The sequence below is a fragment of the Nocardioides sp. S5 genome (genome assembly GCF_017310035.1).
Taxonomy (GTDB): Bacteria; Actinomycetota; Actinomycetes; order Propionibacteriales; family Nocardioidaceae; genus Nocardioides.
This window is the reverse complement of the sequence record NZ_CP022296.1, coordinates 2,336,019-2,361,591: the sequence shown is the minus strand read 5'-3', so window position 1 is coordinate 2,361,591 and position 25,573 is coordinate 2,336,019. Positions and strand designations below refer to the sequence as shown.

The 25,573-nt window shown below is 71.9% G+C and carries 25 protein-coding genes; 11 read left to right on the top strand and 14 right to left on the bottom strand.

Annotated elements, in window-relative coordinates:
• Positions 1-118: 118 nt before the first annotated feature.
• Positions 119-1,282 carry an acetyl-CoA hydrolase/transferase C-terminal domain-containing protein gene (locus CFI00_RS11660; protein WP_242532874.1) on the top strand — a complete coding sequence of 388 codons (1,164 nt, stop codon included), beginning with the start codon at positions 119-121 and terminating at the stop codon, positions 1,280-1,282.
• Positions 1,283-1,285: 3 nt separating this feature from the next.
• Here the strand turns inward: CFI00_RS11660 and CFI00_RS11655 are convergent, their stop codons facing one another.
• Positions 1,286-2,140, bottom strand: coding sequence for a VOC family protein (locus tag CFI00_RS11655; RefSeq protein WP_207085283.1), 855 nt, complete (start codon positions 2,138-2,140; stop codon positions 1,286-1,288).
• Between the two features lie 192 nt (positions 2,141-2,332).
• Between CFI00_RS11655 and CFI00_RS11650 the strand changes: the two genes are divergently transcribed.
• Positions 2,333-2,986: a hypothetical protein gene (locus tag CFI00_RS11650; RefSeq protein ID WP_207085282.1), complete on the top strand. Its 654-nt coding sequence runs from the start codon at positions 2,333-2,335 to the stop codon at positions 2,984-2,986.
• Between the two features lie 2 nt (positions 2,987-2,988).
• Here the strand turns inward: CFI00_RS11650 and CFI00_RS11645 are convergent, their stop codons facing one another.
• Genes CFI00_RS11645 through pyrR form a run of 3 tightly spaced genes read right to left on the bottom strand, consistent with a single transcriptional unit; the run spans position 2,989 to position 5,770 of the window.
• Positions 2,989-4,257: a dihydroorotase gene (locus CFI00_RS11645; protein WP_242532818.1), complete on the bottom strand. Its 1,269-nt coding sequence runs from the start codon at positions 4,255-4,257 to the stop codon at positions 2,989-2,991.
• Positions 4,257-5,195 carry an aspartate carbamoyltransferase catalytic subunit gene (locus CFI00_RS11640; RefSeq protein ID WP_207085281.1) on the bottom strand — a complete coding sequence of 313 codons (939 nt, stop codon included), beginning with the start codon at positions 5,193-5,195 and terminating at the stop codon, positions 4,257-4,259. Before CFI00_RS11640 ends, CFI00_RS11645 begins: the two co-directional genes overlap by 1 nt.
• Positions 5,192-5,770 carry a bifunctional pyr operon transcriptional regulator/uracil phosphoribosyltransferase PyrR gene (gene pyrR / locus CFI00_RS11635; protein WP_207085280.1) on the bottom strand — a complete coding sequence of 193 codons (579 nt, stop codon included), beginning with the start codon at positions 5,768-5,770 and terminating at the stop codon, positions 5,192-5,194. Before pyrR ends, CFI00_RS11640 begins: the two co-directional genes overlap by 4 nt.
• Positions 5,771-5,926: 156 nt before the next feature.
• Here pyrR and CFI00_RS11630 point away from each other — a divergent pair, with 156 nt between their 5' ends.
• A complete protein-coding gene (locus CFI00_RS11630; protein WP_207085279.1) occupies positions 5,927-6,526 on the top strand; it encodes a methyltransferase domain-containing protein in 600 nt (199 codons plus the stop codon).
• Between the two features lie 28 nt (positions 6,527-6,554).
• Here the strand turns inward: CFI00_RS11630 and CFI00_RS11625 are convergent, their stop codons facing one another.
• Positions 6,555-7,841 (bottom strand): acetyl-CoA C-acetyltransferase, encoded by a 1,287-nt coding sequence (locus CFI00_RS11625; protein ID WP_347401898.1) that lies wholly within the window; start codon positions 7,839-7,841, stop codon positions 6,555-6,557.
• 135 nt (positions 7,842-7,976) lie between these two features.
• On the opposite strand from CFI00_RS11625, the gene CFI00_RS11620 reads away from it, so the two are divergent.
• Both CFI00_RS11620 and CFI00_RS11615 read left to right on the top strand, forming a co-directional pair.
• Positions 7,977-9,317, top strand: coding sequence for a 3-oxoacyl-ACP reductase (locus CFI00_RS11620; RefSeq protein ID WP_207085277.1), 1,341 nt, complete (start codon positions 7,977-7,979; stop codon positions 9,315-9,317).
• Positions 9,317-10,198, top strand: a complete 882-nt coding sequence (locus CFI00_RS11615; protein ID WP_207085276.1) for a MaoC/PaaZ C-terminal domain-containing protein — start codon at positions 9,317-9,319, stop codon at positions 10,196-10,198. Before CFI00_RS11620 ends, CFI00_RS11615 begins: the two co-directional genes overlap by 1 nt.
• A 15-nt stretch (positions 10,199-10,213) precedes the next feature.
• On the opposite strand, the gene CFI00_RS11610 is transcribed toward CFI00_RS11615, so the two are convergent.
• Both CFI00_RS11610 and CFI00_RS11605 read right to left on the bottom strand, forming a co-directional pair.
• Positions 10,214-11,077, bottom strand: coding sequence for an acyl-CoA thioesterase II (locus CFI00_RS11610; protein ID WP_207085275.1), 864 nt, complete (start codon positions 11,075-11,077; stop codon positions 10,214-10,216).
• Positions 11,077-12,021 (bottom strand): PAC2 family protein, encoded by a 945-nt coding sequence (locus CFI00_RS11605; protein WP_207085274.1) that lies wholly within the window; start codon positions 12,019-12,021, stop codon positions 11,077-11,079. The genes CFI00_RS11610 and CFI00_RS11605 overlap by 1 nt, the downstream gene beginning before the upstream one ends.
• Positions 12,022-12,139: 118 nt before the next feature.
• Between CFI00_RS11605 and CFI00_RS11600 the strand changes: the two genes are divergently transcribed.
• The 6 genes from CFI00_RS11600 (at position 12,140) to CFI00_RS11575 (ending at position 18,930) form a co-directional block, all read left to right on the top strand.
• Positions 12,140-13,354, top strand: coding sequence for a thiolase family protein (locus CFI00_RS11600; RefSeq protein WP_207085273.1), 1,215 nt, complete (start codon positions 12,140-12,142; stop codon positions 13,352-13,354).
• Positions 13,351-15,438 (top strand): 3-hydroxyacyl-CoA dehydrogenase NAD-binding domain-containing protein, encoded by a 2,088-nt coding sequence (locus CFI00_RS11595; protein WP_242532817.1) that lies wholly within the window; start codon positions 13,351-13,353, stop codon positions 15,436-15,438. The genes CFI00_RS11600 and CFI00_RS11595 overlap by 4 nt, the downstream gene beginning before the upstream one ends.
• Before the next feature lie 150 nt (positions 15,439-15,588).
• On the top strand, positions 15,589-16,122 hold the full coding sequence (locus CFI00_RS11590) for a SigE family RNA polymerase sigma factor (RefSeq protein ID WP_207085272.1): 534 nt from the start codon (positions 15,589-15,591) through the stop codon (positions 16,120-16,122).
• Positions 16,119-17,174: a hypothetical protein gene (locus CFI00_RS11585; protein ID WP_207085271.1), complete on the top strand. Its 1,056-nt coding sequence runs from the start codon at positions 16,119-16,121 to the stop codon at positions 17,172-17,174. The genes CFI00_RS11590 and CFI00_RS11585 overlap by 4 nt, the downstream gene beginning before the upstream one ends.
• 80 nt (positions 17,175-17,254) lie before the next feature.
• A complete protein-coding gene (locus tag CFI00_RS11580) occupies positions 17,255-18,802 on the top strand; it encodes a sodium-dependent transporter (RefSeq protein ID WP_207085270.1) in 1,548 nt (515 codons plus the stop codon).
• Positions 18,802-18,930, top strand: a complete 129-nt coding sequence (locus CFI00_RS11575; protein WP_207085269.1) for a methionine/alanine import family NSS transporter small subunit — start codon at positions 18,802-18,804, stop codon at positions 18,928-18,930. Before CFI00_RS11580 ends, CFI00_RS11575 begins: the two co-directional genes overlap by 1 nt.
• 33 nt (positions 18,931-18,963) lie before the next feature.
• On the opposite strand, the gene dxs is transcribed toward CFI00_RS11575, so the two are convergent.
• The 7 genes from dxs to CFI00_RS11530 form a co-directional block, all read right to left on the bottom strand.
• Positions 18,964-20,868: a 1-deoxy-D-xylulose-5-phosphate synthase gene (dxs, locus tag CFI00_RS11570; protein ID WP_207085268.1), complete on the bottom strand. Its 1,905-nt coding sequence runs from the start codon at positions 20,866-20,868 to the stop codon at positions 18,964-18,966.
• 16 nt (positions 20,869-20,884) lie between these two features.
• Positions 20,885-21,823 carry an SMP-30/gluconolactonase/LRE family protein gene (locus CFI00_RS11565; protein ID WP_207085267.1) on the bottom strand — a complete coding sequence of 313 codons (939 nt, stop codon included), beginning with the start codon at positions 21,821-21,823 and terminating at the stop codon, positions 20,885-20,887.
• Positions 21,820-23,100 (bottom strand): NUDIX domain-containing protein, encoded by a 1,281-nt coding sequence (locus CFI00_RS23610; protein ID WP_242532815.1) that lies wholly within the window; start codon positions 23,098-23,100, stop codon positions 21,820-21,822. Before CFI00_RS23610 ends, CFI00_RS11565 begins: the two co-directional genes overlap by 4 nt.
• Positions 23,101-23,120: 20 nt before the next feature.
• A complete protein-coding gene (locus tag CFI00_RS11545) occupies positions 23,121-23,537 on the bottom strand; it encodes a hypothetical protein (protein ID WP_207085266.1) in 417 nt (138 codons plus the stop codon).
• 80 nt (positions 23,538-23,617) lie between these two features.
• Complete coding sequence (locus CFI00_RS11540) at positions 23,618-24,022, bottom strand: YjbQ family protein (RefSeq protein WP_207085265.1); 405 nt, start codon at positions 24,020-24,022, stop codon at positions 23,618-23,620.
• A complete protein-coding gene (locus CFI00_RS11535) occupies positions 24,012-24,317 on the bottom strand; it encodes a thiamine-binding protein (protein WP_207085264.1) in 306 nt (101 codons plus the stop codon). Before CFI00_RS11535 ends, CFI00_RS11540 begins: the two co-directional genes overlap by 11 nt.
• 118 nt (positions 24,318-24,435) lie before the next feature.
• Positions 24,436-25,518, bottom strand: coding sequence for an IS110 family transposase (locus tag CFI00_RS11530; protein ID WP_207081523.1), 1,083 nt, complete (start codon positions 25,516-25,518; stop codon positions 24,436-24,438).
• Positions 25,519-25,573: the final 55 nt, after the last annotated feature.

Sequence of the window (25,573 nt, the reverse complement as noted above, 5' to 3'; positions counted from 1 at the left end):
GACGGCCCACCGATTTCCTGCCGCTTGCTGGCACGCTGGGCCCATGCGCGTCGTCGAGATCGACCAGGCCGTCCGTGAGGTGCGCGAGCACTGCGCCACCCTCCCCCACTCCCCGCGGGTGGTCACCAGCGGCAACTTCGCCACGCCGGTGACCGTGCTCGCCCCCCTTCTGACCGAGCTGCCGGAAGCCCGCCTGCACGCCCTCAACGCCCAACGGGACCTGCCGATGCACGACGGGATCGTCCCGGAGACGACCTTCGTGGGGCCGGGGTTCCGCCGCCACCCGCGCCTGGCCTACGTGCCCTGCCGGCTGTCCATGGTGCCGCGCCTGTTCCACGGGCCTCTCGCACCCGACGTCGTGGTCGTGCACACGACGCTGCCGCACAACGGCCGGGTCTCCCTGGGCCTGGAGGTCAACGTGCTTCCGGCGGCCATCGAGGCCGCCCGCGAGCGCGGCGCCGTGGTCGTCGCCCAGCTCAACCCGCGGATGCCGTGGACCTTCGGCGACGCGGAGATCTCGATCGACGACGTGGACCTCGGGGTCGAGGTCGACGCCCCGCTCACCACCCACGTCGCCCGTGCCCCCAGCGACGACGCCCGGCTCATCGGGTCACGCGTCGCCGCGGAGATCGGTGACGGCGCCACGCTCCAGGCCGGGATCGGGGAGGTCCCGGACGCCACCATCGCCGGCGTCCTCGACCGCCGCGACCTCCGGATCTGGACCGAGATGTTCAGCGACGGGGTCCTCACCCTCGAGAAGGCCGGCGCGCTCGACCGCGGCACCCCGGTGCGTACGTCCTTCGTCTTCGGCAGCCAGGAGCTCTACGACTGGGTCGACGACAACCCTCGGGTGCGGATGCTGCGCACCGAGACCACCAACTCCCCGGCCGCCATCGCCCAGCAGCCCGCGATGACCTCGATCAACACCGCGCTGCAGGTCGACCTCTTCGACCAGGCCAACGCCTCACGGATCGGGGCCCGGATCTACAGCGGCTTCGGCGGGCAGACCGACTTCACCGTCGGCGCCAGCCACTCCCCCGGCGGCCGGGCCTTCATGGCGCTGCGCAGCTGGCACCCGCGCGCCGACGTCTCGACGATCGTGCCGCTGGTCGACGAGCCGGTGACGTCCTTCCAGCACGGAGCCGTTGTGACCGAGCAGGGCGTGGCGTGGATGTGGGGCCGGAGCGAGCGCGAGCAGGCGCACAACCTCATCGAGCACGCCGCGCACCCGAGCGTGCGCGACGACCTCTGGGAGGAGGCGCGGGAGCTGGGCCTGGTGTGAGGCTCAGGTCCAGCGGGCGCGGATCACGTCGTAGGGTCCCGCCGGCCCGTCCTGGTCGTCCTGACCTTCGGGGACGACGTTGCGCATGACCATCCCGACGGTCGGCGCGTCGAGCACCACGTCGATCTCCCAGCGCCACCCCGGCGCGTAGTCGTAGCCGACGGTGGTCACCGACCCGCGCGTCGCGCCGGTCAGCAGGGTCAGGTCGCGCTGGTGCCAGGTGTCGGTCCACGCGGCGCTCACCGCGCCGTCCGCCGCGGGGGCGCCGAGGAGCAGGCTGCCGGCCTGCTCGCCGTCGTCGGGGTGCAGCCAGGTGTAGGTCAGCAGCTGCGCACCGCCTGCCGCGGCGCCGACGGCGAGGGTGGACGGCGCGGCGACGAGGTCGTCGGTCGGCATCAACCGGAAGGCGCAGGTACCGGTGAGCGCGCGGCGCGGCATGTCCGCGGGCGGCGGCGCCACGAAGACGCAGAAGACGTGACCGGCGGGGCTGGCGTAGGCCCGCAGCGGCTCGTCGGGGTCGTCGGTGCGGTCGAGGCGGAGCTCACCGCCCAGCCCCAGGACCCGCTCGTGGGCGGTGTCGAGCTCCAGGCGGGTCGCCACGGTCGTGTCGAGGTGGCTCACCGACGGGTGCCCCGGCTCCGGCCAGCGGGTAGGCGTCAGCGCCTCGACCTCCTGGACCGCCAGCCCGCGCCCGCCTGCTTCATCGACCAGCACCAGCCAGTCGGCGTCGTCGCTGCCGTCGGGCGCCTCGTCGCCGGGTCGGTAGGTGAGACCCAGAAGCCCTCGCCAGAACTCCGCCTCCGCGCGCACGTCGACGGCGTCGAGGACGGTGTGGAGCAGGCGTGGGACGTCACTCATCTCGTGACTGTACGACGTGTGGGGATCGGCGCAGGGTGCCCTGCGGGCAGGTCTACTGCCTCACCGACCGGGATCCCTCGACGGGGATGGTGCAGCCGCGGGTGTGACCCGACCCACGCTCCCGGGTGTCGTCATGCGTACCCTCAGTATGTAACTCTCGTTTGCACGAACCCCGACCCGGACGAGGACCCCGTGACCCGAACGCCCGGCGCCCTGCGCCTCCTGCTCCTGGCCCCGCTCCTCCTCATGGCGCCGACCCTCGCCGCCTCGCCTGCGCAGGCGGTCGGCCTGGCGCTCCCCGTGCAGTGCGAGGTCGGCGAGGAGACGGTGCTGGCCTGGGACGACGTCGCCTACGACCTCCGCGGCACGTGCGGCGTCGTACGCGTCACCGCGGACGGCGCCACGGTCACCATGCCGTCGGCCACCCGCCTGGTCGTCGAGGGCGCCGGCAACGCCATCACCGCCAAGCCGCTGGCCGACCTCGAGGTCCTGGGCGGCGGCACCACGGTCACCACGCCCAGCGTGCAGCACCTGACGGTGTCCGGGACCGGGTCGAGCATCGAGGTGGCCGGCCTCGTCGAGCACGCCGACCTGGCGGGCACCTCCTCCGCCCTCTCCGCGGACACGATCAACGTCCTGCGGCTGCGGGGGTACGACACGGTCAGCGCCCGCAAGGCGTTCCGCACGCGCATCACCGGGTCGGACAACGTGCTGCGCCTGACGCGGTCCGACCGGCTCGTGCTCACCGGCGACCGCAACGCGGTCACCGTCGCGCGAGGGCGTACGACGCTGCGCGACCGCGGCGAGGACAACGTCCTCGACCTGCGGCCGCGGCGCCGACGCTGACGTCAGGCCAGGCGGCCGTCGCGGACGGTGACCCGACCGCCGAAGACGGTGTGCACCACCCGTGACGTCAGGCTGCGACCGTGCCACGGGTTGTTGCGCGACAGCGACGCCGACGCGTCCCGGTCGACGGCGACCTCGACGTCGGGCTCGACCAGGACCACGTGTGCAGGAGCACCCGGCGCCAGCGCCTGGCCCTGGTCGGCCAGGCCGGCGATCTGCGCCGGCGTGGTCGACATGACCCTGGCGATGTCGGCCCACGTCAGGTCAGGCATCGCCGTGCGCACGACCGCCAGCGCCGTCTCGAGCCCGACCATGCCGAAGGCGGCGTCGACGAAGGCGTGCTCCTTGTCGTGGCGCGCGTGCGGCGCGTGGTCGGTGGCGACGGCGTCGATCGTGCCGTCGGCCAGGGCCGCGCGCAGCGCCTCGACGTCCTCCTGCGGGCGCAGCGGCGGGTTGACCTTGAAGGTCGGGTCGTAGCCGGCGAGCAGGTCGGTGGTCAGCAGCAGGTGGTGCGGCGTGACCTCGGCGGTCACCTCGATCCCCTGGTCCTTCGCCCAGCGGAGCACCTCGACCGAGCCCGCGGTCGACACGTGCGCGACGTGGACGCGCGAGCCGGTGTGGCGCGCCAGCATCACGTCGCGGGCCACGATGACCTCCTCGGCGATCCCGGGCCAGCCCGGCAGCCCGAGCCGACCGGACAGCTCGCCCTCGTGGCAGCAGGCGGCCGGTCCGGCCAGGGCCGGGTCCTGCGAGTGCTGCGACACCACGCCTCCGAATGCCTTGACGTACTCCAGCGCACGCCGCATCACGCGGGCGTCGTGGACGCACTTCCCGTCGTCGGAGAAGACCGTGACACCCGCGCGGGAGCGGTGCATGAGACCGAGCTCGGCGAGCTCCTCGCCAGCCAGTCCGCGCGTCACCGCGCCGACGGGCTGCACGTGGACGAGGCCGGCCTCGCGCCCGAGCTCCCAGACCCGGGTGGCGGCCTCGGCGGTGTCGGTCACCGGCGAGGTGTTGGCCATCGCCAGGACGGCGGTGTAGCCGCCCAGTGCCGCGGCCTGCGAGCCGGTGAGGATCGTCTCGGCGTCCTCGCGTCCGGGCTCGCGCAGGTGGGTGTGGAGGTCGACGAGCCCGGGCAGCGCGACGAGCCCGTCGGCGTCGATCACCTCGGCGCCGTCCGGCGCGGAGTCGACGAGTCGGCCGGCGTCGTCGACGTACAGGTCCGTGGTCTGCTCGCCGAGCAGCGAGGCCCCCTTGATCACCAGCGACATCAGGCAATGCCTCCTTCGGACTCTCCTGCGAGCAGGTGGTAGAGCACGGCCATCCGGATCGCCAGGCCGCTGGAGACCTGCTCCAGCACGGCCGACTGGGCCGCGTCGGCGGCGTCGGCGGCGATCTCGAGGCCGCGGTTCATCGGACCGGGGTGGCAGATCGGGACGTCGGGCCCGAGCAGGGCGAGCCGGTTGCGGGTGAGTCCGTAGCCGACGGTGTACTCCCGCGCGCTCGGGAAGAACGCGCCCGACATCCGCTCGCGCTGGACCCGCAGCATCATCACTGCGTCCGCCTCCGGCAGCACGGCGTCGACGTCGTACGACGTCTCGAAGCCCGCCGCGTCCGACCAGGCCCCGATGCCACTGGGCATCAGCGTCGGCGGGGCAACGGCCGTGACGCGCGCACCGAGCTTGGTCAGGCACTGCACGTTGGAGCGGAAGACCCGGCTGTGGGTCAGGTCGCCGATGATCGCGACGTGTCGTCCCTCGAGGGACCCGAGCCGGCGCTGCAGCGTGTAGGCATCGAGCAGGGCCTGCGTCGGGTGCTCGTGCATGCCGTCGCCGGCGTTGACCACCGACGCGTCGACCCACTCGCTGACCTGGAGCGCCGCACCGCTGGCGGGGTGACGGATGACCAAACCGTCGACACCCATGGCGCAGACCGTGAGCACCGTGTCGCGCAGGCTCTCGCCCTTGGACGCGCTCGACCCCTTCGCGCTGACGTTGATGACGTCGGCGGAGAGCCACTTGCCGGCGATCTCGAACGACGACCGCGTGCGGGTGGAGTCCTCGAAGAACATGTTGACGACCGTGCGCCCGCGCAGTGCGGGCAGCTTCTTGACCTCGCGGTTCTGCACGTCGTGCATGTCGGCCGCGGTGGCGAAGAGCATGTCGATGTCGTCGCGCGACAGGTCGTCGACGGAGAGCAGGTGCTTCACGAGATCGTCACCTCGTCGGTCCCGTCGACCTCGCTGAGGTGCACGCTCACGCGCTCGGCCAGCGCGCTGGGCAGGTTCTTGCCGACGTGGTCGGCGCGGATCGGCAGCTCGCGGTGGCCGCGGTCGACGAGCACCGCCAGGCGTACGGCAGAGGGCCGTCCGAGGTCGGCGAGGGCGTCGAGCGCGGCGCGGATCGTGCGTCCGGAGAACAGCACGTCGTCGACCAGCACGACAACCTTGCGGTCGATGCCGCCAGGCGGCAGCGCGGTCTTGTGGGCGCGACGCGTGGGCTGCGAGCGCAGGTCGTCGCGGTACATCGTCACGTCGAGCTCGCCGACGGCCACCGGGGTGCCCTCGACCGCGGCGATCTTGTCCGCGATGCGGCGGGCCAGCGGCACGCCGCGGGTGTGGAGCCCGAGGAGCACCAGGTCGTTGGCGCCCTTGTTGCGCTCGAGCAGCTCGTGGGAGATGCGCGTGAGCGCCCGGGAGATGTCACGGGCGTCGAGGACGGTGCGATCCGCCCTCTCGGGACTGGTGTCGCGGGCCGGGTGGTCGGCCTTGTCGGGGGCAGGCATCTGCGCGCCGGACCTCCTTCTCCGCCTCACGGGACGGCTCGTTAAAGGATGTCGATCGGCTCAGACCCTAGCAGCCGGAAGCAGCGCATCGGCTGCGGCGGGAGTACCGTCGAGAGGGAGCGGTACTTTCCGTCTCACGCAGGTCAGGAACTGAACATGGGCATCGGCTACGCCACCGCATACCGCACGGGGATCATCCCCTGGGAGAAGGCAGGCCGTGCCGGCCGCCCCACCCTCGAACGACTCCTCGACCGCGAGGAGGCCGCCCGCCCCGACGGCATCCGCCGGGCCATCGACCTCGGCTGCGGCCGCGGCGCGCACACCAAGCTGCTGCTCGACCGCGGCTGGGACGCGATCGGTGTCGACGACGTACGCCAGGCCGTGGACGTCGCGGTCCACCGCAACGGACTCGACGACGCGCGCTTCGTGATCGGCGACGTGCGGCACCTGGTCCACTCCGGGGTCGGCTCCGGCTTCGACCTCTTCCTCGACGTCGGCTGCTTCCAGGGCCTCGACGACGCGGGCCGCACGCTCATGGCCGGTGGTGTCACGGCGCTCGCGCTGCCCGGCGCCACCGTGCTGGTGCACGCCGCCCCGCCGCGGCCGTGGCCGCTGAAGACGCGGGGGGCCACCCAGCACGACCTCGAGCGCGCGTTCCGCGGCTGGACGGTCGCCGTCGTGCCGGACGACCCGGCGACCCCCGACGGCTCGAACACGCACGGCCGCACGAGCACCTGGTTCCGGCTCACCCGCTAGGTGCTCCGTGGCGGAAGGAAGCGCCCGCTCAGCGCTCGAGGATCGCGACGACGCCCTGCCCGCCGGCGGCGCAGATCGAGATCAGCGCACGGCCCTTGCCCTTCTGCGCGAGCAGCTTCGCGGCGACCGGCAGGATCCGGCCACCGGTGGCGGCGAACGGGTGCGCGGCGGCCAGCGACGAGCCGGTGACGTTGAGCTTCTCGCGGTCGATCGACCCCAGGGGTGCGTCGAGGCCGAGACGCTCCTTGCAGAACACCGGGTCCTCCCACGCCGCCAGTGTGGAGAGCACCTGCGAGGCGAAGGCCTCGTGGATCTCGTAGTAGTCGAAGTCCTGGAGCGTCAGGCCGTTGCGCTCCAGCATCCGCGGGACGGCGTACGCCGGCGCCATCAGCAGGCCCTCGTGGCCGTTGACGTAGTCGACGGCAGCCGTCTCGGCGTCGACGAGGTGCGCCAGCACCGGCAGGCCGCGCTGCTCGGCCCACTCGTCGCTCGCGAGCAGCACCGCCGAAGCGCCGTCGGACAGCGGCGTGCTGTTGCCCGCGGTCATCGTCGCCGCGGCCCCCTTGCCGAAGACCGGCTTGAGGGTGGCGAGCTTCTCGACCGAGGAGTCGGGGCGCAGGTTGTTGTCGCGCTCGACACCGCGGAAGGCGGTGATGAGGTCGTGCTGGAAGCCCTCGTCGTAGGACCGGGCGAGGTTGTGGTGCGAGCGCGCGGCGAGCTCGTCCTGCGCCTCGCGGGTGATGCGCCACTCCAGCGCCGTCAGCGCCGCGTGCTCGCCCATCGACAGGCGGGTGCGGGGCTCGCCGTTCTGCGGGATGTCGAGCCCGATGTCGCCGGGCCGGATCGCGCCGAGGGCCTTGAGCCGGCTGACGGTGTCCTTGGCCGAGTTGACCCGCATCAGCTTCTTGCGCAGCTTGTCGCTGATCGCGACCGGCGCGTCCGAGGTGGTGTCCGTGCCTCCGGCGATGCCCGCGTCGATGACGCCGAGTGCGATCTTGTTGGCGACCTGGATGGCAGCCTGGAGACCGGTGCCGCACGCCTGCTGGATGTCGGTGGCCGGCGTCTCCGGGGCGAGCGCCGATCCGAGCACCGCCTCGCGGGTCAGGTTGAAGTCGCGCGAGTGCTTCAGCACCGCGCCGGCGACGACCTCGCCCAGGCGCTCGCCTCGCAGGTCGAACCGGTCCACGAGCCCGTCCAGGGCGGCCGTCAGCATCTCCTGGTTGGAGACGCCGGCGTAGACGGTGTTGGAGCGGGCGAAGGGGATGCGGTTGCCGCCGACGACGGCGACGGGGCGCGTGGAGGTCTGCATGTCCATATCCTTGCCGGTGCGGCCCTCCGCGCCAACCACGTGAGGGCCACGTCACGAAAAGTGGACGACGAGTTGCACACCCAGTTACATGTCGTCTGTCCACCCGAGCACCCGCACCCAGCGAAGAGGGATCCCGCCACCATGAGCGACCGTTACCAAGGCTTCGTGTCCACCTCGATCGGCCAGCTGTTCGTCAAGAACCTCGGGCTGCCGAACCCGACCGCGCTGGAGCGCTGGAGCGACGGCGACGCCCTCGTCGACGGGCTCGTAGTGCTGGGAGGGCAGGGACGCCTGACCGAGGTGCTCCCCACCACCCTCGACGGCCTGGGCATCGCCTCGGCAGCCGACCTCGCCGAGGGTGCGCGCGCCAAGGCGCTCGTCTTCGACGCCACCGGCATCACCGACACCACCGGACTGCTCGCGCTCCAGGAGTTCTTCACCCCCCTGATGCGCCGCCTCGAGTCGTGCCCCCGCGTGGTCGTGCTCGGTACGCCGCCGGAGCTGGTGTCCGGCTCCGAGCGCGTCGCACAGCGCGCGCTGGAGGGCTTCACCCGCTCGCTCGGCAAGGAGATCGGCCGCGGCGGGACCGTCCAGCTCGTCTACGTCGCTCCGGCCGCCGACGGCGCGATCAGCTCCACGCTCGCCTTCCTGCTGTCGCCCAAGTCGGCGTACGTCTCGGGCCAGGTCGTGCGGATCGGCGCCCACGGCGCCACCGCGGCCTCGAGCGACCAGGTGGACGACTGGACGCAGCCGCTGGCCGGGAAGGTCGCGCTCGTCACCGGCGCCAGCCGCGGCATCGGCGAGGAGATCGCCCGCGTGCTGCGCCGCGACGGCGCCACGGTCGTCGGCGTCGACGTGCCGCAGGCCGCGAGCGAGCTGCAGACCCTGATGGCCGAGCTCGACGGGGACCACCTCGTCCTCGACATCACCGCCAAGGACGCACCCCAGCGCATCGCCCACCACCTGCGCGAGCACCACGGCGGCGTCGACGTCGTCGTGCACAACGCCGGCATCACCCGCGACAAGAAGCTGGCCAACATGGCCGAGGACCGCTGGAGCAGCGTCGTCGCGGTCAACCTCACCGCCCCCGAGCTGATCACCCGCGAGCTCCTCGACACGGGCGTGCTCAACGACGGCGGTCGCATCATCGGCGTCGCCTCGATCGCCGGCATCGCGGGCAACGTCGGCCAGACCAACTACGCCACGTCCAAGGCGGGCGTGATCGGCCTCGTGGAGAGCCTGCGCGACGAGCTCGACCGCGGCATCACCGTCAACGCGGTCGCCCCCGGCTTCATCATCACGCAGATGACCGCGGCCGTGCCGTTCGCGACCCGCGAGGTCGGCCAGCGCCTCAACGCCATGTCGCAGGGCGGCCTGCCGGTCGACGTCGCCGAGACGATCGCATGGTTCGCCAGCACCGGCTCGGGTGCGGTCAACGGCAACGTGGTCCGCGTCTGCGGCCAGATGATGCTGGGCGCCTGATGGTCGCCGCCAAGGAGCTCACCGGCGAGCCCGGTCGCCTCGGCACGCTGCTGCGCGCGGCGCTGCCCGTCGTTCCGGGCGCCAACCTGCTGCCCGGCGTGCGCAAGGCGCCCGCCGCCGACTTCACCGGGCTGGCCTACCGGCGCGAGGGCGTCGTCGCCGAGCGCGCCCGCGTCGACGCGTACGCCGCCGTGTGCGGCTTCCCGCGCAAGGACGTCGTGCCGCTGACCTTCCCCCACATGCTCGCCTTCCCGCTGCACATGGCGATCATGAGCGATGCGGCGTTCCCCTACCCCGCCATCGGCATGGTCCACGTCGAGAACGCGATCACCGCCCACCGAGCCATCGGCGTCGGCGAGGCGCTCGACGTCACCACCGAGGTCGGGGCCCCGCGGCCGCACGCCAAGGGCGTGCTCCTCGACTTCGTCACCACCGCCTCGGTCGACGGGAGCGCAGTGTGGGAGTCGACGTCGACCTACCTGCGCCGCGGCCGCGCCGTGGACGGCGACGCGGCGCCCGGCCTGGTCGTCACCGACCCGCCCGCCGGTGGCATCGAGTGGCGCCTGCCAGCCGACCTGGGCCGCACCTACGCCGCGGTCTCGGGCGACGCGAACCCCATCCACCTCTACCCGCTGACGGCGAAGGCGCTCGGCTTCCCGCGACAGATCGCCCACGGCATGTGGACGCTGGCGCGCAGCGTGGCGGCCATCGAGAACCGGCTTCCCGACGCGGTCACGGTCGAGGTGGCCTTCAAGAAGCCGGTCTTCCTGCCGGGCACCGTCACGTTCGCGGCACGGCAGGACGAGGCCGGCTGGACCTTCGCCCTGACCAGCCCGCGGGACGGCTCGCCGCACCTGGTGGGGCGTGCGACCCCGCCCTGATAACCGGAGACGCCGTCAGCGGTCGTCGCGCAGGCGGATGAGGCCCTCCTGGGCCACCGTCGCCACCAGCTCGCCTGACTGCGTGAAGACCCGGGCGAGCGCCAGACCGCGGGCGCCACCGGCGAACGGGGAGAACTGGTCGTAGAGCCACCACTCGTCGGCCCGGAACGGCTTGTGGAACCAGATCGTGTGGTCGAGCGAGGCCGGCTGGAGGCGGGGCGAGGCGATGTGGATGCCGTGCGGCACCAGTGCTGCGCCCAACAGCGTCAGGTCGCTGGCGTAGGTGAACGCAGCCGTCTGCGTGGTCGGGTCGCCGGAGAGCGCGCCGTCGACCTTGATCCACAGGCGCGCCCGCGCGGGGGCCTCGGGGTCGTCGGGGATCCCGTGGCCGGTGATGCCGACGTGGCGGATGTCGAGCGCCGACCACTCGCGCTCCCAGTGCGTCGCCGCCTCGTCGCCGCGCTGGCGCGCCAGTTCGACCAGCGGCATCCCCTCGTCCGGGCCGGCGACCTCGGGCATCCGGTCCTGGTGCTCGAGGCCGGGCTCGGGGATCTGGAAGTTGGCCGTCATGTAGTAGATCGGACGACCGTGCTGGCGCGCGGAGACCCGGCGAGTGGCGAAGGAGCGCCCGTCGCGGATCCGCTCGACGTCGTAGACGATCGGCACGGTGGGGTCGCCGGGGCGCAGGAAGTAGGAGTGGAGCGAGTGCAGCACGAACTCGCCCTCGACGCTGCGGGTCGCGGCGACCACGGCCTGCGCTGCGACCTGTCCCCCGAAGACGCGCTGGCGCTCGGTGCGCGCCTGGGCGCCCCGGAAGAGGTCGACCTCGAGCTGCTCGAGCTCCAGGAGCTTCACGAGCTCCTCGGCACTGCCGGCCATCAGCGGTCCTCCCATCCGGTGGCAGGTCCGTCGCCGTCGTCCTTGGGCCGGTCGTCGAGCTCGGCGAGGAACGCCTCGAAGTCGCGGCCGATCTCCTCACCCGTCGGCAGCGGCTCGTCGCCGGCCAGCAGGGAGGTGCCGGCGGCCTCGGCCTCGCGGAAGGAGTCGTACTGCTGCTCCAGGCCGCGTACGACGTCGCCCACCTCGTCGTGGCTGGAGAGGTAGCGGTCGACCTCGGTCTCGGTGATCTCCGCAGCCTCGCGGAGATCGCTGAGGTCGACGGTCAGCCGACCGCCGATCTCGACGTGCTCCAGCAGCACCAGCGCGGCCTGGGGGTACTCCATCTGCGCGAGGTAGTGGGGGATGTGCGCCACGAAGCCGAGTGCGTCGAGCCCCCACTCCCCCAGCCGGATCTCGAGCAGCGCCTGGGCGCTGGCCGGGACCCGGAGCTCGCCCTGCCACGGGCTCTCACCGGGCACCAGGTCGGGCCGGTTGGCGTGCGGGGTGATGGCGATCGGGCGGGTGTGCGGCACCGCCATCGGCACCGCACCCAGGGTGACCACGCGGGACACGCCGAAGTGGTCGACCACCTCGCGCACGGCGCGCGCGAAGGCCTCCCACCGGATGTCGGGCTCGGGACCGGTGAGCAGCAGGAAGGGCGTGCCGCCGGTGTCGCGCAGCGCGCGCACCACCAGTCGCGGCGCCTCGTAGTCGGTGTAGTGGTCCCGCACGAACGACACGGGCGGGCGCCGGGCGCGGTAGTCGTGGAGCGAGTCGACGTCGAAGGTCGCCACGACCTTGCCGTCGGACAGCTCGGCGAGGTGTCGCGCCGCGAGCTCGGCCGACTTGCCCGCGTCGAGGAACCCGGTGAGGACGCAGACCATGGTCAGGTCCTCACCCGACACCTCGGCGTCGTCGACGATGTGCACGAGTCGTTCGGCCATGGGGGGAAGCCTAGTGACACCGGACCAGTGACCCGACACACACCCGCCCCTGTGGGCAGGCGTTGTTACTCAGGGGTAACCTGACCACGCCCTGTCCCCCTCCACCTGGGAGTAGCCAGTGTCCCGTCCACAGCGTGAGGTCGTCTTCGTCGACGGCGTACGCACCCCGTTCGGCAAGGCCAAGGGCCAGTACGCCGAGACGCGTGCCGACGACCTCGTCATCAAGTGCATCCGTGAGCTGATGCGCCGCAACCCCTCCCTCCCGCCCGAGCGGGTCGACGAGGTCGCGGTCGCCGCCACCACCCAGATCGGCGACCAGGGCCTGACCATCGGCCGCACCGCCGCCCTCCTCGCCGGACTGCCCCAGAGCGTCCCCGGCTACTCCATCGACCGCATGTGCGCCGGCGCGATGACCGCGGTGACCAACACCGCGTCCGGCATCGCCTTCGGCGCCTACGACGTCGCCATCGCCGGCGGTGTCGAGCACATGGGACGCCACCCCATGGGGGAGGGCGTCGACCCCAACCCGCGCATCCTGTCCGAGCGGATCGTCAACCCCGACGCCCTCGTGATGGGCAAGACCGCGGAGAACCTCCACGACCGCTACCCCACGATCACCAAGCAGCGCGTGGACGAGTACGCCGTCCGCAGCCAGCAGAAGACGCAGGCCGCCTACGACGCCGGCAAGATCCAGCCCGACCTCGTGCCGGTCGCGACCCGCTCGGCCGAGGCCGGCTGGGGCCTGGCGACCACCGACGAGCCGATGCGCCCGGAGACGACGCTGGAGTCCCTCGCGGGCCTCAAGACGCCGTTCCGCTCGCACGGCAACGTCACCGCCGGCAACGCCGCCGGCATCAACGACGGTGCCACCGCCGCGCTGCTCGCCGACGAGGAGACCGCGCGCGAGCTCGGCCTGCCCGTCAAGATGCGCCTGGTGACCTACTCCTTCGTGGGCGTCGAGCCCGAGGTGATGGGTGCCGGCCCGATCCCGGCCACGGAGAAGGCGCTGAGGCTCGCCGGCCTCACCATCGACGACATCGAGGCCTTCGAGGTCAATGAGGCCTTCGCCGTGCAGGTGCTGGCCTTCCTCGAGCACTTCGGCATCGCCGACGACGACACCCGGGTGAACCCCTACGGCGGCGCGATCGCGATGGGCCACCCGCTGGCCTCGTCCGGCGTACGCCTGATGAACCAGCTCGCGCGCCAGTTCGAGGAGCGCCCCGAGGTCCGCTACGGCCTCACCACCATGTGCATCGGCATCGGCATGGGCGGCACGGTCATTTGGGAGAACCCCCACTGGCGGGGCTCGACGAACGAGGGAGACAGCAAGTGAGCACCATCCCCGACTCCAGCATCTTCGAGCGCGCGCAGGCGATCGTGTCCGACGCCGAGCGCGTGACGCAGGCGCACCTGCGCACCGTCTCGCTCCCCGGGGCGACGATCGGCCTGATCACCCTCGACAACGGCGAGGACCACACCAAGCCCAACACGTTCGGCCCGGGCTCGCTGCTCGCGCTCAACACGGCGATCGACGCGGCGCTCGCCGACGACTCCATCGACGCCATCGCGGTGACCGGCAAGCCGTTCATCCTCGCGGCGGGCGCCGACCTCACCTCGATCCAGGGCGGCGGCCCCGACGCCGTACGCACCGTGGCCGAGCTCGGTCACGCGGTCTTCCGCAAGCTCGGCGAGGGCGGCAAGCCGTCGTTCGGCCTCATCAACGGCCTCGCCCTCGGCGGGGGCCTCGAGGTGGCGCTGCACTGCACCTACCGCACCGTCATGGACTCCGCGCCCGCGCTGGGCCTGCCCGAGGTCATGCTCGGCCTCGTGCCCGGCTGGGGCGGCGCGTGGCTCGTGCCGAACCTCGTCGGCGCCGACAAGGCCGTCACGCTGATCCTCGAGAACCCGCTCAACCAGGGCAAGACGCTCGGCGGGCAGGCGGCCTACGACTTCGGCCTGGCCGACGCCGTCTTCGGCGGTGCCGACTTCCTCGAGCAGTCGCTGCTCTGGGCGGCGTCGGTGCTGCGCGGCGAGACCGTCGTCGAGCGCCCCGAGGTCGACCGCGGGGACGCCTGGGACGCCGCGATCAAGCGCGCCGAGGGCCTCGTCGCGGCCAAGACCGGTGGCGCCTCACCGGCCGCCGCGAAGGCGGTCGAGCTGATCGCCGCGGCGCGTGACTCGGACCGCGACGCCGGCTTCGCCGCCGAGGACGACGCCCTCGAGGCGATGTCCCAGACGGCCGAGCTGCTGGCCTCGCTGTACTCGTTCGACCTGGTGCAGAAGCGGGCGAAGCGTCCTGCCGGTGCCCCCGACAAGTCGCTGGCCCGCCCGGTGACCAAGGTCGGCATCGTGGGCGCCGGCCTGATGGCCAGCCAGCTCGCGCTGCTCTTCGTACGCCGCCTCGAGGTGCCGGTCGTGCTGACCGACCTCGACCAGGAGCGTGCCGACAAGGGCGTGGCCTACGTCCACGCCGAGATCGACAAGCTGCTCGCCAAGGGCCGGATCAACCAGGACAAGGCCAACCGCCACAAGGCGCTGGTGTCCGGCGAGACCGACAAGCAGGTCGCCTTCGGCGACGCCGACTTCGTCATCGAGGCCGTCTTCGAGGAGATGTCGGTCAAGAAGACCGTCTTCGCCGACGTCGAGAAGGTCGTCAGCGCCGAGTGCGTGCTGGCCACCAACACCTCGTCGCTGTCGATCACCGAGATGGCCGCCGACCTCGAGCACCCCGAGCGGGTCGTCGGCTTCCACTTCTTCAACCCCGTCGCGGTGATGCCGCTGCTGGAGATCGTCAAGGGCGACGCCACCGACGACGCGGCGCTCGCCACGGCGTTCGCCACCGGCAAGGCGCTGAAGAAGACCTCGATCCTGGTCAAGGACAGCCCGTCCTTCATCGTGAACCGCCTGCTGGGGCGCTTCATGAGCGAGGTCGGCCGCATCGTCGACAAGGGCACCCCGGTCTCCGTGGCCGACAACGCCTTCGCCGGCATCGCGCCGATGCCGCCGTTCGTGCTGCTGTCGCTGGTCGGCCCGGCCATCGCGCTGCACAACAACGAGACACTGAAGGGCGCGTTCCCCGACCGCTTCTACGTCTCCCCCGCCCTGGAGCGGATCGTCGAGGCGCGGAAGTCCGCCTACTACGGCCCCGACGGCAACCTCGACCCCGAGGTCGAGGCCATGCTGGAGAAGCCGGCCTCGCCGGTGGTCCTCACCGCCGAGGAGGTCCGCGACCAGACGCTGGCCGGCCTCGCCGCGGAGGCCCGCCTGATGCTCGACGAGGGTGTCGTCGCCGCGCCGCAGGACATCGACCTGGCCATGATCACCGGCGCCGGGTTCTCCTTCTGGAACGGCGGGCTGACCTTCATGCTGGACGTGAAGGGCATCTCGGAGAAGGCGACCGGCAAGCGGTTCCACTGATCCCGCCTGAGCGGTGAGTGACGCAGGTTCGCAGCCTCCAGAACCTGTCTCACTCACCGCTCGACGGGGCGTTTCGCACGCCCGACGAACCAGAACGCATGGTGGGATCGTCGGTAGGGGTGACCCACTCCCATCCACGAGGAGCACCCGATGACCCGACGCGACCCGGCGGCCTTCGCCGAGTTCGTGGCTGCGCGGTCCGCGGCGCTGCACCGCACGGCGTACCTGATGGTCGGCGAACGCCAGCTGGCCCAGGACCTGTTGCAGGAGGCGCTGACCAAGACGTACGTCGCCTGGCCGCGGCTGCGCGACCCCGCGAACGCCGAGGCCTACACCCGCAAGGCGATCACGACGACCGCCATCACGTGGTACCGCCGGCGCAGCTGGGGCGAGCGCCCGACTGACGTGGTGCCCGAGCAGCACCGCGCCGACCACGTCGAGGACCTCACCACCCGCGAGCTCCTCTGGGAGGCGCTGCAGTCGCTGCCACCGCGGCAGCGGGCCGCGATCGTGCTCCGCTTCTATGAGGACCTCTCGGAGGCCCGCACCGCCGAGCTCCTCGGCTGCGCCCCCGGCACCGTCACGAGCCAGGTGCACGCCGGGCTCCGCAAGCTCCGTGACCACCTGGGCGAGCGCGCCGACGACGCCGGCCTGCCCCTGCACCTGCTGGAGGTGTCCCGATGACCGGGCTCCTGACCGACCTCATGCACGACCGCGCCGACCACCTCGACGCCCCCGACCTCGACCTGGCCCGCATCACCCGCGACGGGGACCGGCGCGTACGGCGTCGGCGTACGGCGCTCGTGGGCGGCGTCGCGGCATCGGTCGCCATCGGCGTCATCGCCGTCCCGTCCCTCACCGGCGACGGCGACGGCGCCGCGCGGGACCTCGTGGCCGACGGCACCGCGGCAGCGCCCGTGCCCCTGTCCTGGACCACCGGCAGCACGCTCCGGCGTGCCGGCGCACCCGACGTCGACCTGGGAGTCGACGTACGCGCCTGGGTGTGGGTCGGCGACGCCATCGCCCTCACCGACGACGAGCGCCGGGTCCTGCTCTGGACCGACGGCGTGCTCGAGGAGGTGGGCACGGCGGCGAAACCGGACCCCGACGACGCCGAGCTCGTCGCCGACGGCGCACGCGTGGCGTGGGTCGACCCGGACCGACGACTGGTGCTTCTCGACACGACCGCCGGCGAGACGACCACGCAGGACGTCCCGGGCGCGGGTGACGTCCGCATCACGGCGCTGGACGGTGACATCGTCTACGCCGTCGGCGGCGACGGCGTGCTGGCCTGGGACATCCGCACCGGGGAGATCGAGGTCCTCGACCCCTCCGGCGAGGGCATCGTCATCGACGCCGAGGACGGCACGCTGCTGCGCGCCCTGCCGGGACGCAGGGCGCGGGTCGAGGGCCCCGGACGCGACCTCACCCTGACCACGGACAGCTTCGCCAACCTCTCACCCGGTGGCGCCCACGTGGTCGCGGAGAGCAACGACGAGGGCATCCTCCTCGACACCTCGACCGGCGAGCGGGTGCCGCTGGCGACGGGCTACGACTGGGCGTTGCCCTTCCAGTGGCTGGACGGCGACGCGGTGGCCGTCCTCGCGTTCTCGTTCGGCGAGGACTCCGAAGAGACGTTCCTCGTGAGGTGCGTCGTGTCCACGGGGGCGTGCGACGAGGGCGAGCCGCTCGAGCCGGGCTTCCAGCTGCCGGCGGGACTCCACTTCGGGGGGTGACCGGCGTGGGCGGCGACGCGGAACCCGGCAGGTCTCTGACATGCTGGCCCCTCCGACGTCGTCGTCTGCCAGGAGGCACCATGAGCCAGGTCGTCGAACACTCCGAGGAGCACCGCGGGGCGTTCAGCTCGCGGAAGGTCTTCATCCTCGCCGCCATCGGATCCGCCGTCGGTCTCGGCAACATCTGGCGTTTCCCCTACGTCGCCTACGAGAACGGTGGCGGGGCGTTCCTGATCCCCTACCTCGTCGCGCTGCTGACCGCGGGCCTGCCGTTCCTGCTGCTCGACTACGGCCTCGGCCACCGCTACCGCGGCTCTGCCCCGCTGGCCTTCCGTCGGGTCCACCGGGCGGCCGAGGGGCTGGGCTGGTGGCAGGTGGGGATCTGCTTCGTCATCGCGGTCTACTACGCCGCCGTCATCGCGTGGGCGGCGCGCTACGCGTTCTTCTCCTTCGACAAGGCCTGGGGCGACGACCCCGAGGGCTTCCTCTTCGGCACCTACCTGCAGGCCGGCGACCCGGGCATCGGGCTCGACTTCGTCAGCGGCGTGACCATCCCGCTGGTGCTCGTCTGGGTGGCCGTGCTCGCGATCATGGCCCTCGGCGTCCAGAAGGGCATCGGCGCCGCCTCGGTCGTGTTCATCCCCGTGCTCTTCATCGCGTTCATCGCGCTCGTGGTGGTCGCCCTGACCCTGGACGGCGCCTCCGCCGGCCTCGACGCGCTCTTCACGCCCAACTGGAGCGCCCTGGGCGAGACCAGCGTGTGGATCGCTGCCTACGGGCAGATCTTCTTCTCGCTGTCGGTCGGCTTCGGCATCATGATCACCTACGCCTCCTACGTCGGTCGGCGCAGCGACATGACCGGATCCGGGCTGGTCGTCGGCTTCGCCAACTCCGGCTTCGAGCTGCTCGCCGGCATCGGCGTCTTCGCGGCGCTGGGCTTCATGGCCACGGCCGCCGGGGTGCCGGTCGACGAGGTGGCGACCGACGGCCTCGGCCTGGCGTTCATCGCCTTCCCCGCGATCATCAGCGAGGCGCCGGCAGGAGCGCTGATCGGGGTGCTGTTCTTCGGCTCGCTCGTCGTGGCGGGGGTCACCTCCCTGGTCAGCGTCATCGAGGTCGTCATCTCCGCGGTGCGCGACAAGTTCGAGATGTCGCGGGTGGGCGCCTCGATGGCCGTCGGCGTCCCGGCCGCCCTGATCAGCATCGTGCTGCTCGGCACCACCACCGGCGTCTACGTCCTCGACATCATCGACCACTTCATCAACCGCTTCGGCATCCTGCTGGTCGCGGTGGTGAGCATGCTGGCGCTGTCGTGGGCCTTCCGGAAGACGGGCCTGCTGCGCGAGCACCTCAACCGCGACGGCTCGGTGCAGATCGGGCGCTGGTGGGAACTGCTGATCGGGGTCGTCGCCCCGGCGGCGCTGACCTTCATCCTCGTCAACGAGCTCATCGACAACTTCCGCGAGCCCTACGAGGGCTACCCGACGTGGATGCTCACCACACTGGGCTGGGGCCTGGCCGTGGCCGTGATCCTGATCGGTTTCCTGGCCGCCCGGCTCCCCTGGCGCGACCGCACCTTCCTGGGCGATCCCGAGATCAAGGCCCAGCAGGACGAGAGGAGCAACTGATGTCCACCTCGGCCATCGTCATGATGCTGGTCGCGATGCTCGTCCTCTGGGGAGGCCTGGCGCTCGCGATCTGGAACATCAACCGCTACACCGGCGAGGAGCCGGGGCAGGTCAACCGCGACCTCTGACGGCGTACGCCGCCCTCGCCGGCGGCGGACGGGTCAGGCGGGGTGCTCGACCTCGACCAGCGTGAGGCCCTGCTCCAGCGCGGTGACGTCCTCGACGATCGTGCGAGCGATCGTCTGCGCGTCGAGGCCGATGCGGGCGAGGATCACGTCGCGCTTGGCGTGGTCGAGGAACTCCTGCGGGATGCCGTGGAGGCGGAAGGGCGTGCGCACGCCGGCGTCGTTGAGCGTCTGCAGCAGCACCGCGCCGCAGCCGCCGACGCGTCCGTTGTCCTCGACGCTGACCACGAGGCGGTGCTCCCGGGAGAGCTCGATGATCGCCGGGTCGACAGGCTTGACCCAGCGCGGGTCGACCACGGTCACGCCGATGCCCTGGGCCGTCAGGCGTGACGCGACCTCGACGGCCGTGGTGGCCATCGACCCGACGGCCACGATCAGGACGTCCTGCTCGCCCTCGCGCACCAGCACGTCGGCGCCGCCGGCGCGGTCGATGGCGGGCACGTCCGCCGGCGGCGGTCCCTTCGGGAACCGGAGCACGGTCGGTGCGTCGTCGACCTCCACCGCCTCGTCGAGCAGCTCGTGGAGCCGGGCCACGTCACGCGGCGCGGCCAGGCGCAGGCCCGGCACGACCTGGAGGATCGACATGTCCCACATGCCGTTGTGGCTGGCGCCGTCGTCTCCGGTGACGCCGGACCGGTCGAGCACGAAGGTCACCCCGCACCGGTGCAGCGCCACGTCCATCAGGACCTGGTCGAAGGCGCGGTTGAGGAAGGTCGCGTAGACGGCGAACACCGGGTGCAGCCCGCCCATGGCCAGGCCTGCGGCGGAGGTGACGGCGTGCTGCTCGGCGATGCCGACGTCGAAGGTGCGCTCGGGGAACTTCCGGGCGAAGGCGTCGAGCCCGACCGGGTGCATCATCGCGGCGGTGATGGCCACGACGTCCTCGCGGCGCTCGCCGAGCTCGACGACCGCCTCGGAGAAGTGGTCGGTCCAGATCTTGCCCTTCGGCTTCTCCGCGCCCGTCTGGACGTCGAAGGGTCCGGGGGCGTGGAACTGGTCGGCCTCGTGGCGCAGCGCGGGGTCGTAGCCCTGGCCCTTGCGGGTCAGCGCGTGCACGATGACCGGCCCGCCGAAGCGCTTCGCCTGGGCCAGCGCGTGCTCCATCGCGACCCGGTCGTGCCCGTCGACCGGCCCGACGTACTTCAGGCCCAGGTCCTCGAAGAGACCCTGCGGTGCCAGGGCGTCCTTCATGCCCTTCTTCACCGCGTGGAGCGCGTCGTAGGCCGCATGGCCGACCCCCGGCACCTGGTTGAGGCGCTTCTTGACCAGGTCCAGGACCTGCTCGTAGCGCGGGTTCGTTCGCAGCGAGGTCAGGGCGGTCGCGAGGCCGCCGATGGTCGGGGTGTAGGAGCGCTCGTTGTCGTTGACCACGATCACGAGGCGGCTCGACCGGGCGATGGCGATGTTGTTGAGCGCCTCCCACGCCATCCCGCCGGTCAGGGCGCCGTCACCGATGACGGCGACCACGTGGCGGTCGTCGCCGCGGATGGCGTACGCCTTGGCGAGGCCGTCGGCGTAGGACAGCGAGGTGGAGGCGTGGGAGTTCTCCACGATGTCGTGGTCGGACTCGGCCTGGCTCGGGTAGCCGCTCACGCCGCCCTCCTTGCGGAGCGTGGAGAAGTCGGCGTAGCGGCCGGTGACGAGCTTGTGCACGTAGGACTGGTGGCCGGTGTCGAAGACCACGCGGTCGTGCGGGGACTCGAAGACGCGGTGGATCGCGAGCGTCAGCTCGACCACGCCGAGGTTCGGGCCGAGGTGTCCGGAGTTGGTCGCGACCGTGCGGATCATCACGTCGCGGATCTCCGCGGCGAGCTCGTCGAGCTGCTCCGACGAGAGTCCACGGAGGTCGCGCGGGGAGCCGATCGAGTCGAGGAGTGCCATGGGGCCTGAGTCTATTTCATGGCAGGTCGAGGACCGCCACCGACGGCTCGTGCAGGCTCCCCACCCACACCTTCCCGTCGTGCTCCCGCACCCCCGTGACCATGTGGTAGCCGGGCCCGCTGGCGGGTGGCCGGAGGTCGAGGTCGTGCACGAGGCGGCCGTCGTCGTCGTAGGCCTGGACCCGGATCGTCTGCTTCGGCTTCGGCTGGAGCGCCGCCGGGATCCGCGTGACCGCCTTGCGCAGCACCATCGGCGCCGAGCCGAGGCGCTCGACGAGCGGGTCGACCGGGCTGGCCACGGCCACCCAGATGAGGCCGTCGCTGCCGCGGCTGATGTTGTCGGGGTAGCCGGGCAGGTCGGTGACCAGGTGGTCGCGCTCCCCCGCGCGCGGGCCGGTCAGCCAAAGGCGTACGACGGTGCGCCCGCGGCACTCGGCGACCGCGACGAAGGACTCGTCGGCCGCCAGCGCAACCCCGTTGGCGAACCGCAGGCCCTCGAGCACCACGGTGAGGGTGCCGTCGGGGTCGAGCCGCAGGAGGCGGCCGGTGGCGGTGTCCTGGACGAAGTCGTCCTTCCACTGCGCGACGCCGTAGTGCAGGGACGAGTCGCTGAACCAGACGGTGCCGTCGCTCGCCACGGCCGCGTTGTTGCAGAACCTCATCGGCCTGCCGTCGACCCGGTCGAGCAGCAGCTCCACCTCTCCGGTCGACCGCGAGACGCGGAGCACGCCGCGCTCGGCGTCGCAGACGAGGAGGTGGTCGTTGCCCAGGAGCTCGAGGCCCAGCGGGCGTCCTCCGGTGTCCGCGACGCGCCGCACAGCGCCCGTCGCGGGGGCGAGCGCCCAGATCGCTCCGTCCTCGGTGCCGGTCCAGACGGTGCCGTCGGGTGCGACGACCACGTCCTCGGCACCCATCGACGGGACGGGGTGGACGGTGAGGACCGGTTGCGGGGTCATGGCGCCATCGTGGCGTAGAGAGCGCTGTCGAGGAAGGCCGGGACGATGTCGGTGGCGGCGGAGGTGAGGTCGAGCCCGCGCGCGACCTCGGGGTCGACGAAGACGATCTGGCGTCCCTCGCGGCAGTCGATGTCGGCGTCGGTGAGGTCGGTCGCGGCGACGAAGACCTGCATCCGGTCCCAGGTGCCGTAGGCCTCGCGGTGGTCGACGACGAACTCGCCGAGGAGCTCGAGCGCGCCGGGCTCCAGGCGTACGCCGGTCTCCTCCTCCAGCTCGCGGAAGGCGGCGGGCTCGAAGTCCTCGCCCGGGTCGAGATGACCGCCGGCCAGGCCCCACTTCTCCGGGTCGATGCGCGGGTGCTCGTCACGCTCCTGGAGCAGGATCCAGCCGCGCCGGTCGACCAGGATCACGCCGGCGAAGCGGTGCTGCTCCGCGGCCGGGACGAAGGGGTGCGCCTCGGCCCAGGTGGCCAGCACCGGCGCGACCATGGCCGTGGACGGGACGAGGTCCACGTCCGGCAGTGGATCAGGGTCGACGAACACCATCTGACGACCCTCGTGGCACTCCACGTCGCGGTCGCTCAGCGTCGTACGCGCGGCGAAGGCGTGGAACCAGAAGGTGCCGCGGTCCTCGGTGACCAGCTCGAAGCGACCCAGGTCGGTCAGGTCCTCGGGAGCGAGCACCACGCCCGTCTCCTCCGCCAGCTCACGGACGGCACCGTCGACGGGCTCCTCGCCCTCCTCGAGGCCGCCACCAGGGAAGCACCACATGTCCGGCCAGACCGGCGCGTGCTCGTCGCGCTCCTGCATCAGCACGCGCCCGCGCGGGTCGACCAGGGTCACCTGGACGAAGTCGGTGCGGACCGCCGTCGCCCGCCACGCCAGGACCTCGTCGAGCGTGAGCTCGAGGGCGCGGTGGAGTGGACGTCCCGCGAGGTCGTGCGGGTCGACGAACACCATCTGCCGTCCCTCGCCGCACACCACGTCGTCGTCGCCGACCGCCATCCGGACGGCGAAGAGCTCGAACTCGTCGTCCCCGCCGCACCCCTCGCTGCGGAAGCGCCGCACGCCGAGGGAGTCGAGGCGCTCCGGGGCGACGACCAGCCCGGTCTCCTCCCGGAGCTCGCGAACCGTGGCGGCGCGGAAGTCCTCGCCGGGCTCGAGGTCACCACCGGGATAACCCCAGCGGCCCGGCTCGTGGAGCGCGTCGTCCCCCCGCTCCTGCACCAACAGGCGACCGCGCGGGTCGATGACGGCGACAGCCCCGAAGCGATGCATCGTGCGACCCTAGCCAGCCCTCACATCCGCGCCCGGTAGCGACGCCCGCGCAGCGCGTCCTCGACCAGGCCGACCTCGCGGCGTACGCCCTGGAGCCGGGCGTCCTCGAGCTGGAAGGTCTGCACGGCCGCGAGGACGACGGCCTCGTCGGCCACGTCCTTGAGGTCGCCGCGGATCTCGCTCAGCCCGCGACTCGTGGCGAGCTGCTGCGCCTCGACGTGGAGCACCGCGAAGCGGGCCAGGACGACGACGTGGCGCCGCAGGCCCGGGAAGCGGCGGTAGTCCGGCGGGCACAGGTCGAGCAGCCAGCTCGCCGCGGTCGCCTCCCAGTCGGGAGCGTCCGGTGGTCGCACCTGCCGCGGCCAGCCCGGCGGGGCCACCCCGCGGTGGCCCGGTGGCGGCGTGGGCCGCTGGCGGGGCTGCGGAGCGGGGAACATGTCCTTACTCTATCGAACGCCTGTTCGACCGTCCTGGGCTCCGACGCCATCGGCGCGCGACAATGGATAGGGCGGGCCGGTCACCCCTCCAGGAACGACCAGCGCACCTCGCGCTCGGCGTTGTCGACGTTGAGGTCGACCAGGCAGATGCTCTGCCACGTGCCGAGGGCGAGCACCCCGTCGAGCACCGGAACGGTGCAGTGCGGCGGCACGATCGCCGGCATCACGTGGGAGCGGCCGTGGCCGGGCGAGCCGTGGCGGTGACGCCAGCGGTCGTCGGCCGGCAGCAGGTCCTGCAGCGCGGACAGCAGGTCGTCGTCGGAGCCGGCCCCGGTCTCGATGATCGCGATGCCCGCGGTCGCGTGCGGGACGAAGACCTGGAGCAGCCCGTCGCCCCGACCGGCCACGAAGTCCGCGGCGTCGCGGGTCAGGTCGAGCACCACCTCGTCACCTCCGGTGCGGTAGGTCCGGACCTCACTCTCCATCGCGCAGCACCTCCTCGATCCGCTCGACCTTGGCGGTGAGCTGCCCGTCGTAGCCGGGGCGGATGTCGGCCTTGAGCACCAGGCCGACGCGGGGGGAGACCTCGGCGACGACGTCGACGGCCCGCTTGACCACGGCCATCACCTCGTCCCACTCCCCCTCGATGGTGGTGAACATCGCGTTGGTCTCGTGGGGCAGGCCCGACTCGCGAACGACGCGTACGGCGGCGGCGACCGCCTCGGTGACCGACCCGCTGGGGTCCTGGGCGACGGGTGAGATGGAGAAGGCGACGAGCATGCGGGCCACGCTAGGACATCGCCGTGCAGCGGCGTCCCCCGGTCGAGCTTCCGAGTCTTCTCCTTCGCTGGTCGAGTTGCCGAGCGAGGTACGAGCGAGGCGACGGTCCTATGCCGCGTCAAGTGGTCATGAGGTCTGTTCGGAGGGCTCTGTAGACGCTGCGGGCGAGGTGGCGTTTGAGGCAGCGGATGATCTCGGGGGTGGATAGTCCTTCGGCGCGCCGTCGCTCGACGTAGGCGCGGGTTTCCTCGTGGCGGCCCATCCGTCCGACGGTGATCATGTAGAGCGCGGAGTTGGCTTGGCGGTCGCCCCCGGGATTGAGTCGGTGGCGGCGGGTCTTGCCGGAAGAGGCGGGAAGCGGAGCAACCCCGACGAGCTTGGCGAAGCTGGCTTCGGACCGCATCCGGTCGATGTTCTCGCCAGTGCTGATCGCCAACTGGGCGGCGGTCTGGACTCCGACCTGGGCCATGGCAAGCAAGGACGGGCAGGCCTGTTGCACGAGGGTCGCCAGGTGCTTGTCGGCCTCAGCGATCTCGCCGTCGAGGTAGGCGATGCGTCGCGCCAGCGCTCGTAGTGCATGGCGCACCGCGTGGTCGGGATCAGCGACCCGGCTCGGGTCGGGGCGCATGGCCAGGACTTTGGCTACCCGCTTCTTCCCGCTCAGCCCGATCAGGTCGTCGTGAAGGCGCCCGGATGCAGCGGTGATCAGGTCACGCAGCTGGCTGTACGCGGCGGTGCGGTTCTTGACCGCCGCATCGCGGGGGACCTTGATCACGCGGATCGCCTCCACGATCCCGGTCTTGACCTTCGGCCGACCGCTCGCGCGCCCGGCCAGGACCTGCTCGGCTGCCGAGTAGGCGTCGAGCGGGTCGGACTTGCCGTGTCTGACCCGGGTGGCCCTTTCCGGCCGGTTGACCTCGAACACCTCGAACGCACCCGCCCCGTGAGTGAGCAGGTGGCGGGTCAGCCCCGCACCGTAGGAACCGGTCGACTCCACTCCGACCGCGAGGACCGGACCGTAGGTCGCGGCCCACGACACCAGTTCGCCAAAGCCAGCCCTGGTCGCGGGGAACTCACGATCTGCCAGCCGGCCGAAACGAGCGTCGATCACGGCCGCGACATGGACCAGTTGGTGGGTGTCAACACCCACCACCACGCCGGCCCCATCAAGAACTTGTTCTTCAACAGACACATCACTCATGCTGGAAATGTCTCCTTCACCATCGTGTGAAAGATGACCTTCCAGGTCGGGCGGA

Excerpts from the sequence above, each read along its gene's own strand:
- CFI00_RS11655 (WP_207085283.1), bottom strand. The coding sequence starts at position 2,140 with ATGAGTGACGTCCCACGCCTGCTCCACACCGTCCTCGACGCCGTCGAC.
- CFI00_RS11645 (WP_242532818.1), bottom strand. The coding sequence starts at position 4,257 with ATGTCGCTGGTGATCAAGGGGGCCTCGCTGCTCGGCGAGCAGACCACG.
- pyrR (WP_207085280.1), bottom strand. The coding sequence starts at position 5,770 with ATGCCTGCCCCCGACAAGGCCGACCACCCGGCCCGCGACACCAGTCCC.
- CFI00_RS11630 (WP_207085279.1), top strand. The coding sequence starts at position 5,927 with ATGGGCATCGGCTACGCCACCGCATACCGCACGGGGATCATCCCCTGG.
- CFI00_RS11625 (WP_347401898.1), bottom strand. The coding sequence starts at position 7,841 with ATGGACATGCAGACCTCCACGCGCCCCGTCGCCGTCGTCGGCGGCAAC.
- CFI00_RS11620 (WP_207085277.1), top strand. The coding sequence starts at position 7,977 with ATGAGCGACCGTTACCAAGGCTTCGTGTCCACCTCGATCGGCCAGCTG.
- CFI00_RS11615 (WP_207085276.1), top strand. The coding sequence starts at position 9,317 with ATGGTCGCCGCCAAGGAGCTCACCGGCGAGCCCGGTCGCCTCGGCACG.
- CFI00_RS11610 (WP_207085275.1), bottom strand. The coding sequence starts at position 11,077 with ATGGCCGGCAGTGCCGAGGAGCTCGTGAAGCTCCTGGAGCTCGAGCAG.
- CFI00_RS11605 (WP_207085274.1), bottom strand. The coding sequence starts at position 12,021 with ATGGCCGAACGACTCGTGCACATCGTCGACGACGCCGAGGTGTCGGGT.
- CFI00_RS11590 (WP_207085272.1), top strand. The coding sequence starts at position 15,589 with ATGACCCGACGCGACCCGGCGGCCTTCGCCGAGTTCGTGGCTGCGCGG.
- CFI00_RS11585 (WP_207085271.1), top strand. The coding sequence starts at position 16,119 with ATGACCGGGCTCCTGACCGACCTCATGCACGACCGCGCCGACCACCTC.
- CFI00_RS11580 (WP_207085270.1), top strand. The coding sequence starts at position 17,255 with ATGAGCCAGGTCGTCGAACACTCCGAGGAGCACCGCGGGGCGTTCAGC.
- CFI00_RS11575 (WP_207085269.1), top strand. The coding sequence starts at position 18,802 with ATGTCCACCTCGGCCATCGTCATGATGCTGGTCGCGATGCTCGTCCTC.
- dxs (WP_207085268.1), bottom strand. The coding sequence starts at position 20,868 with ATGGCACTCCTCGACTCGATCGGCTCCCCGCGCGACCTCCGTGGACTC.
- CFI00_RS11565 (WP_207085267.1), bottom strand. The coding sequence starts at position 21,823 with ATGACCCCGCAACCGGTCCTCACCGTCCACCCCGTCCCGTCGATGGGT.
- CFI00_RS23610 (WP_242532815.1), bottom strand. The coding sequence starts at position 23,100 with ATGCATCGCTTCGGGGCTGTCGCCGTCATCGACCCGCGCGGTCGCCTG.
- CFI00_RS11545 (WP_207085266.1), bottom strand. The coding sequence starts at position 23,537 with ATGTTCCCCGCTCCGCAGCCCCGCCAGCGGCCCACGCCGCCACCGGGC.
- CFI00_RS11540 (WP_207085265.1), bottom strand. The coding sequence starts at position 24,022 with ATGGAGAGTGAGGTCCGGACCTACCGCACCGGAGGTGACGAGGTGGTG.
- CFI00_RS11535 (WP_207085264.1), bottom strand. The coding sequence starts at position 24,317 with ATGCTCGTCGCCTTCTCCATCTCACCCGTCGCCCAGGACCCCAGCGGG.
- CFI00_RS11530 (WP_207081523.1), bottom strand. The coding sequence starts at position 25,518 with ATGAGTGATGTGTCTGTTGAAGAACAAGTTCTTGATGGGGCCGGCGTG.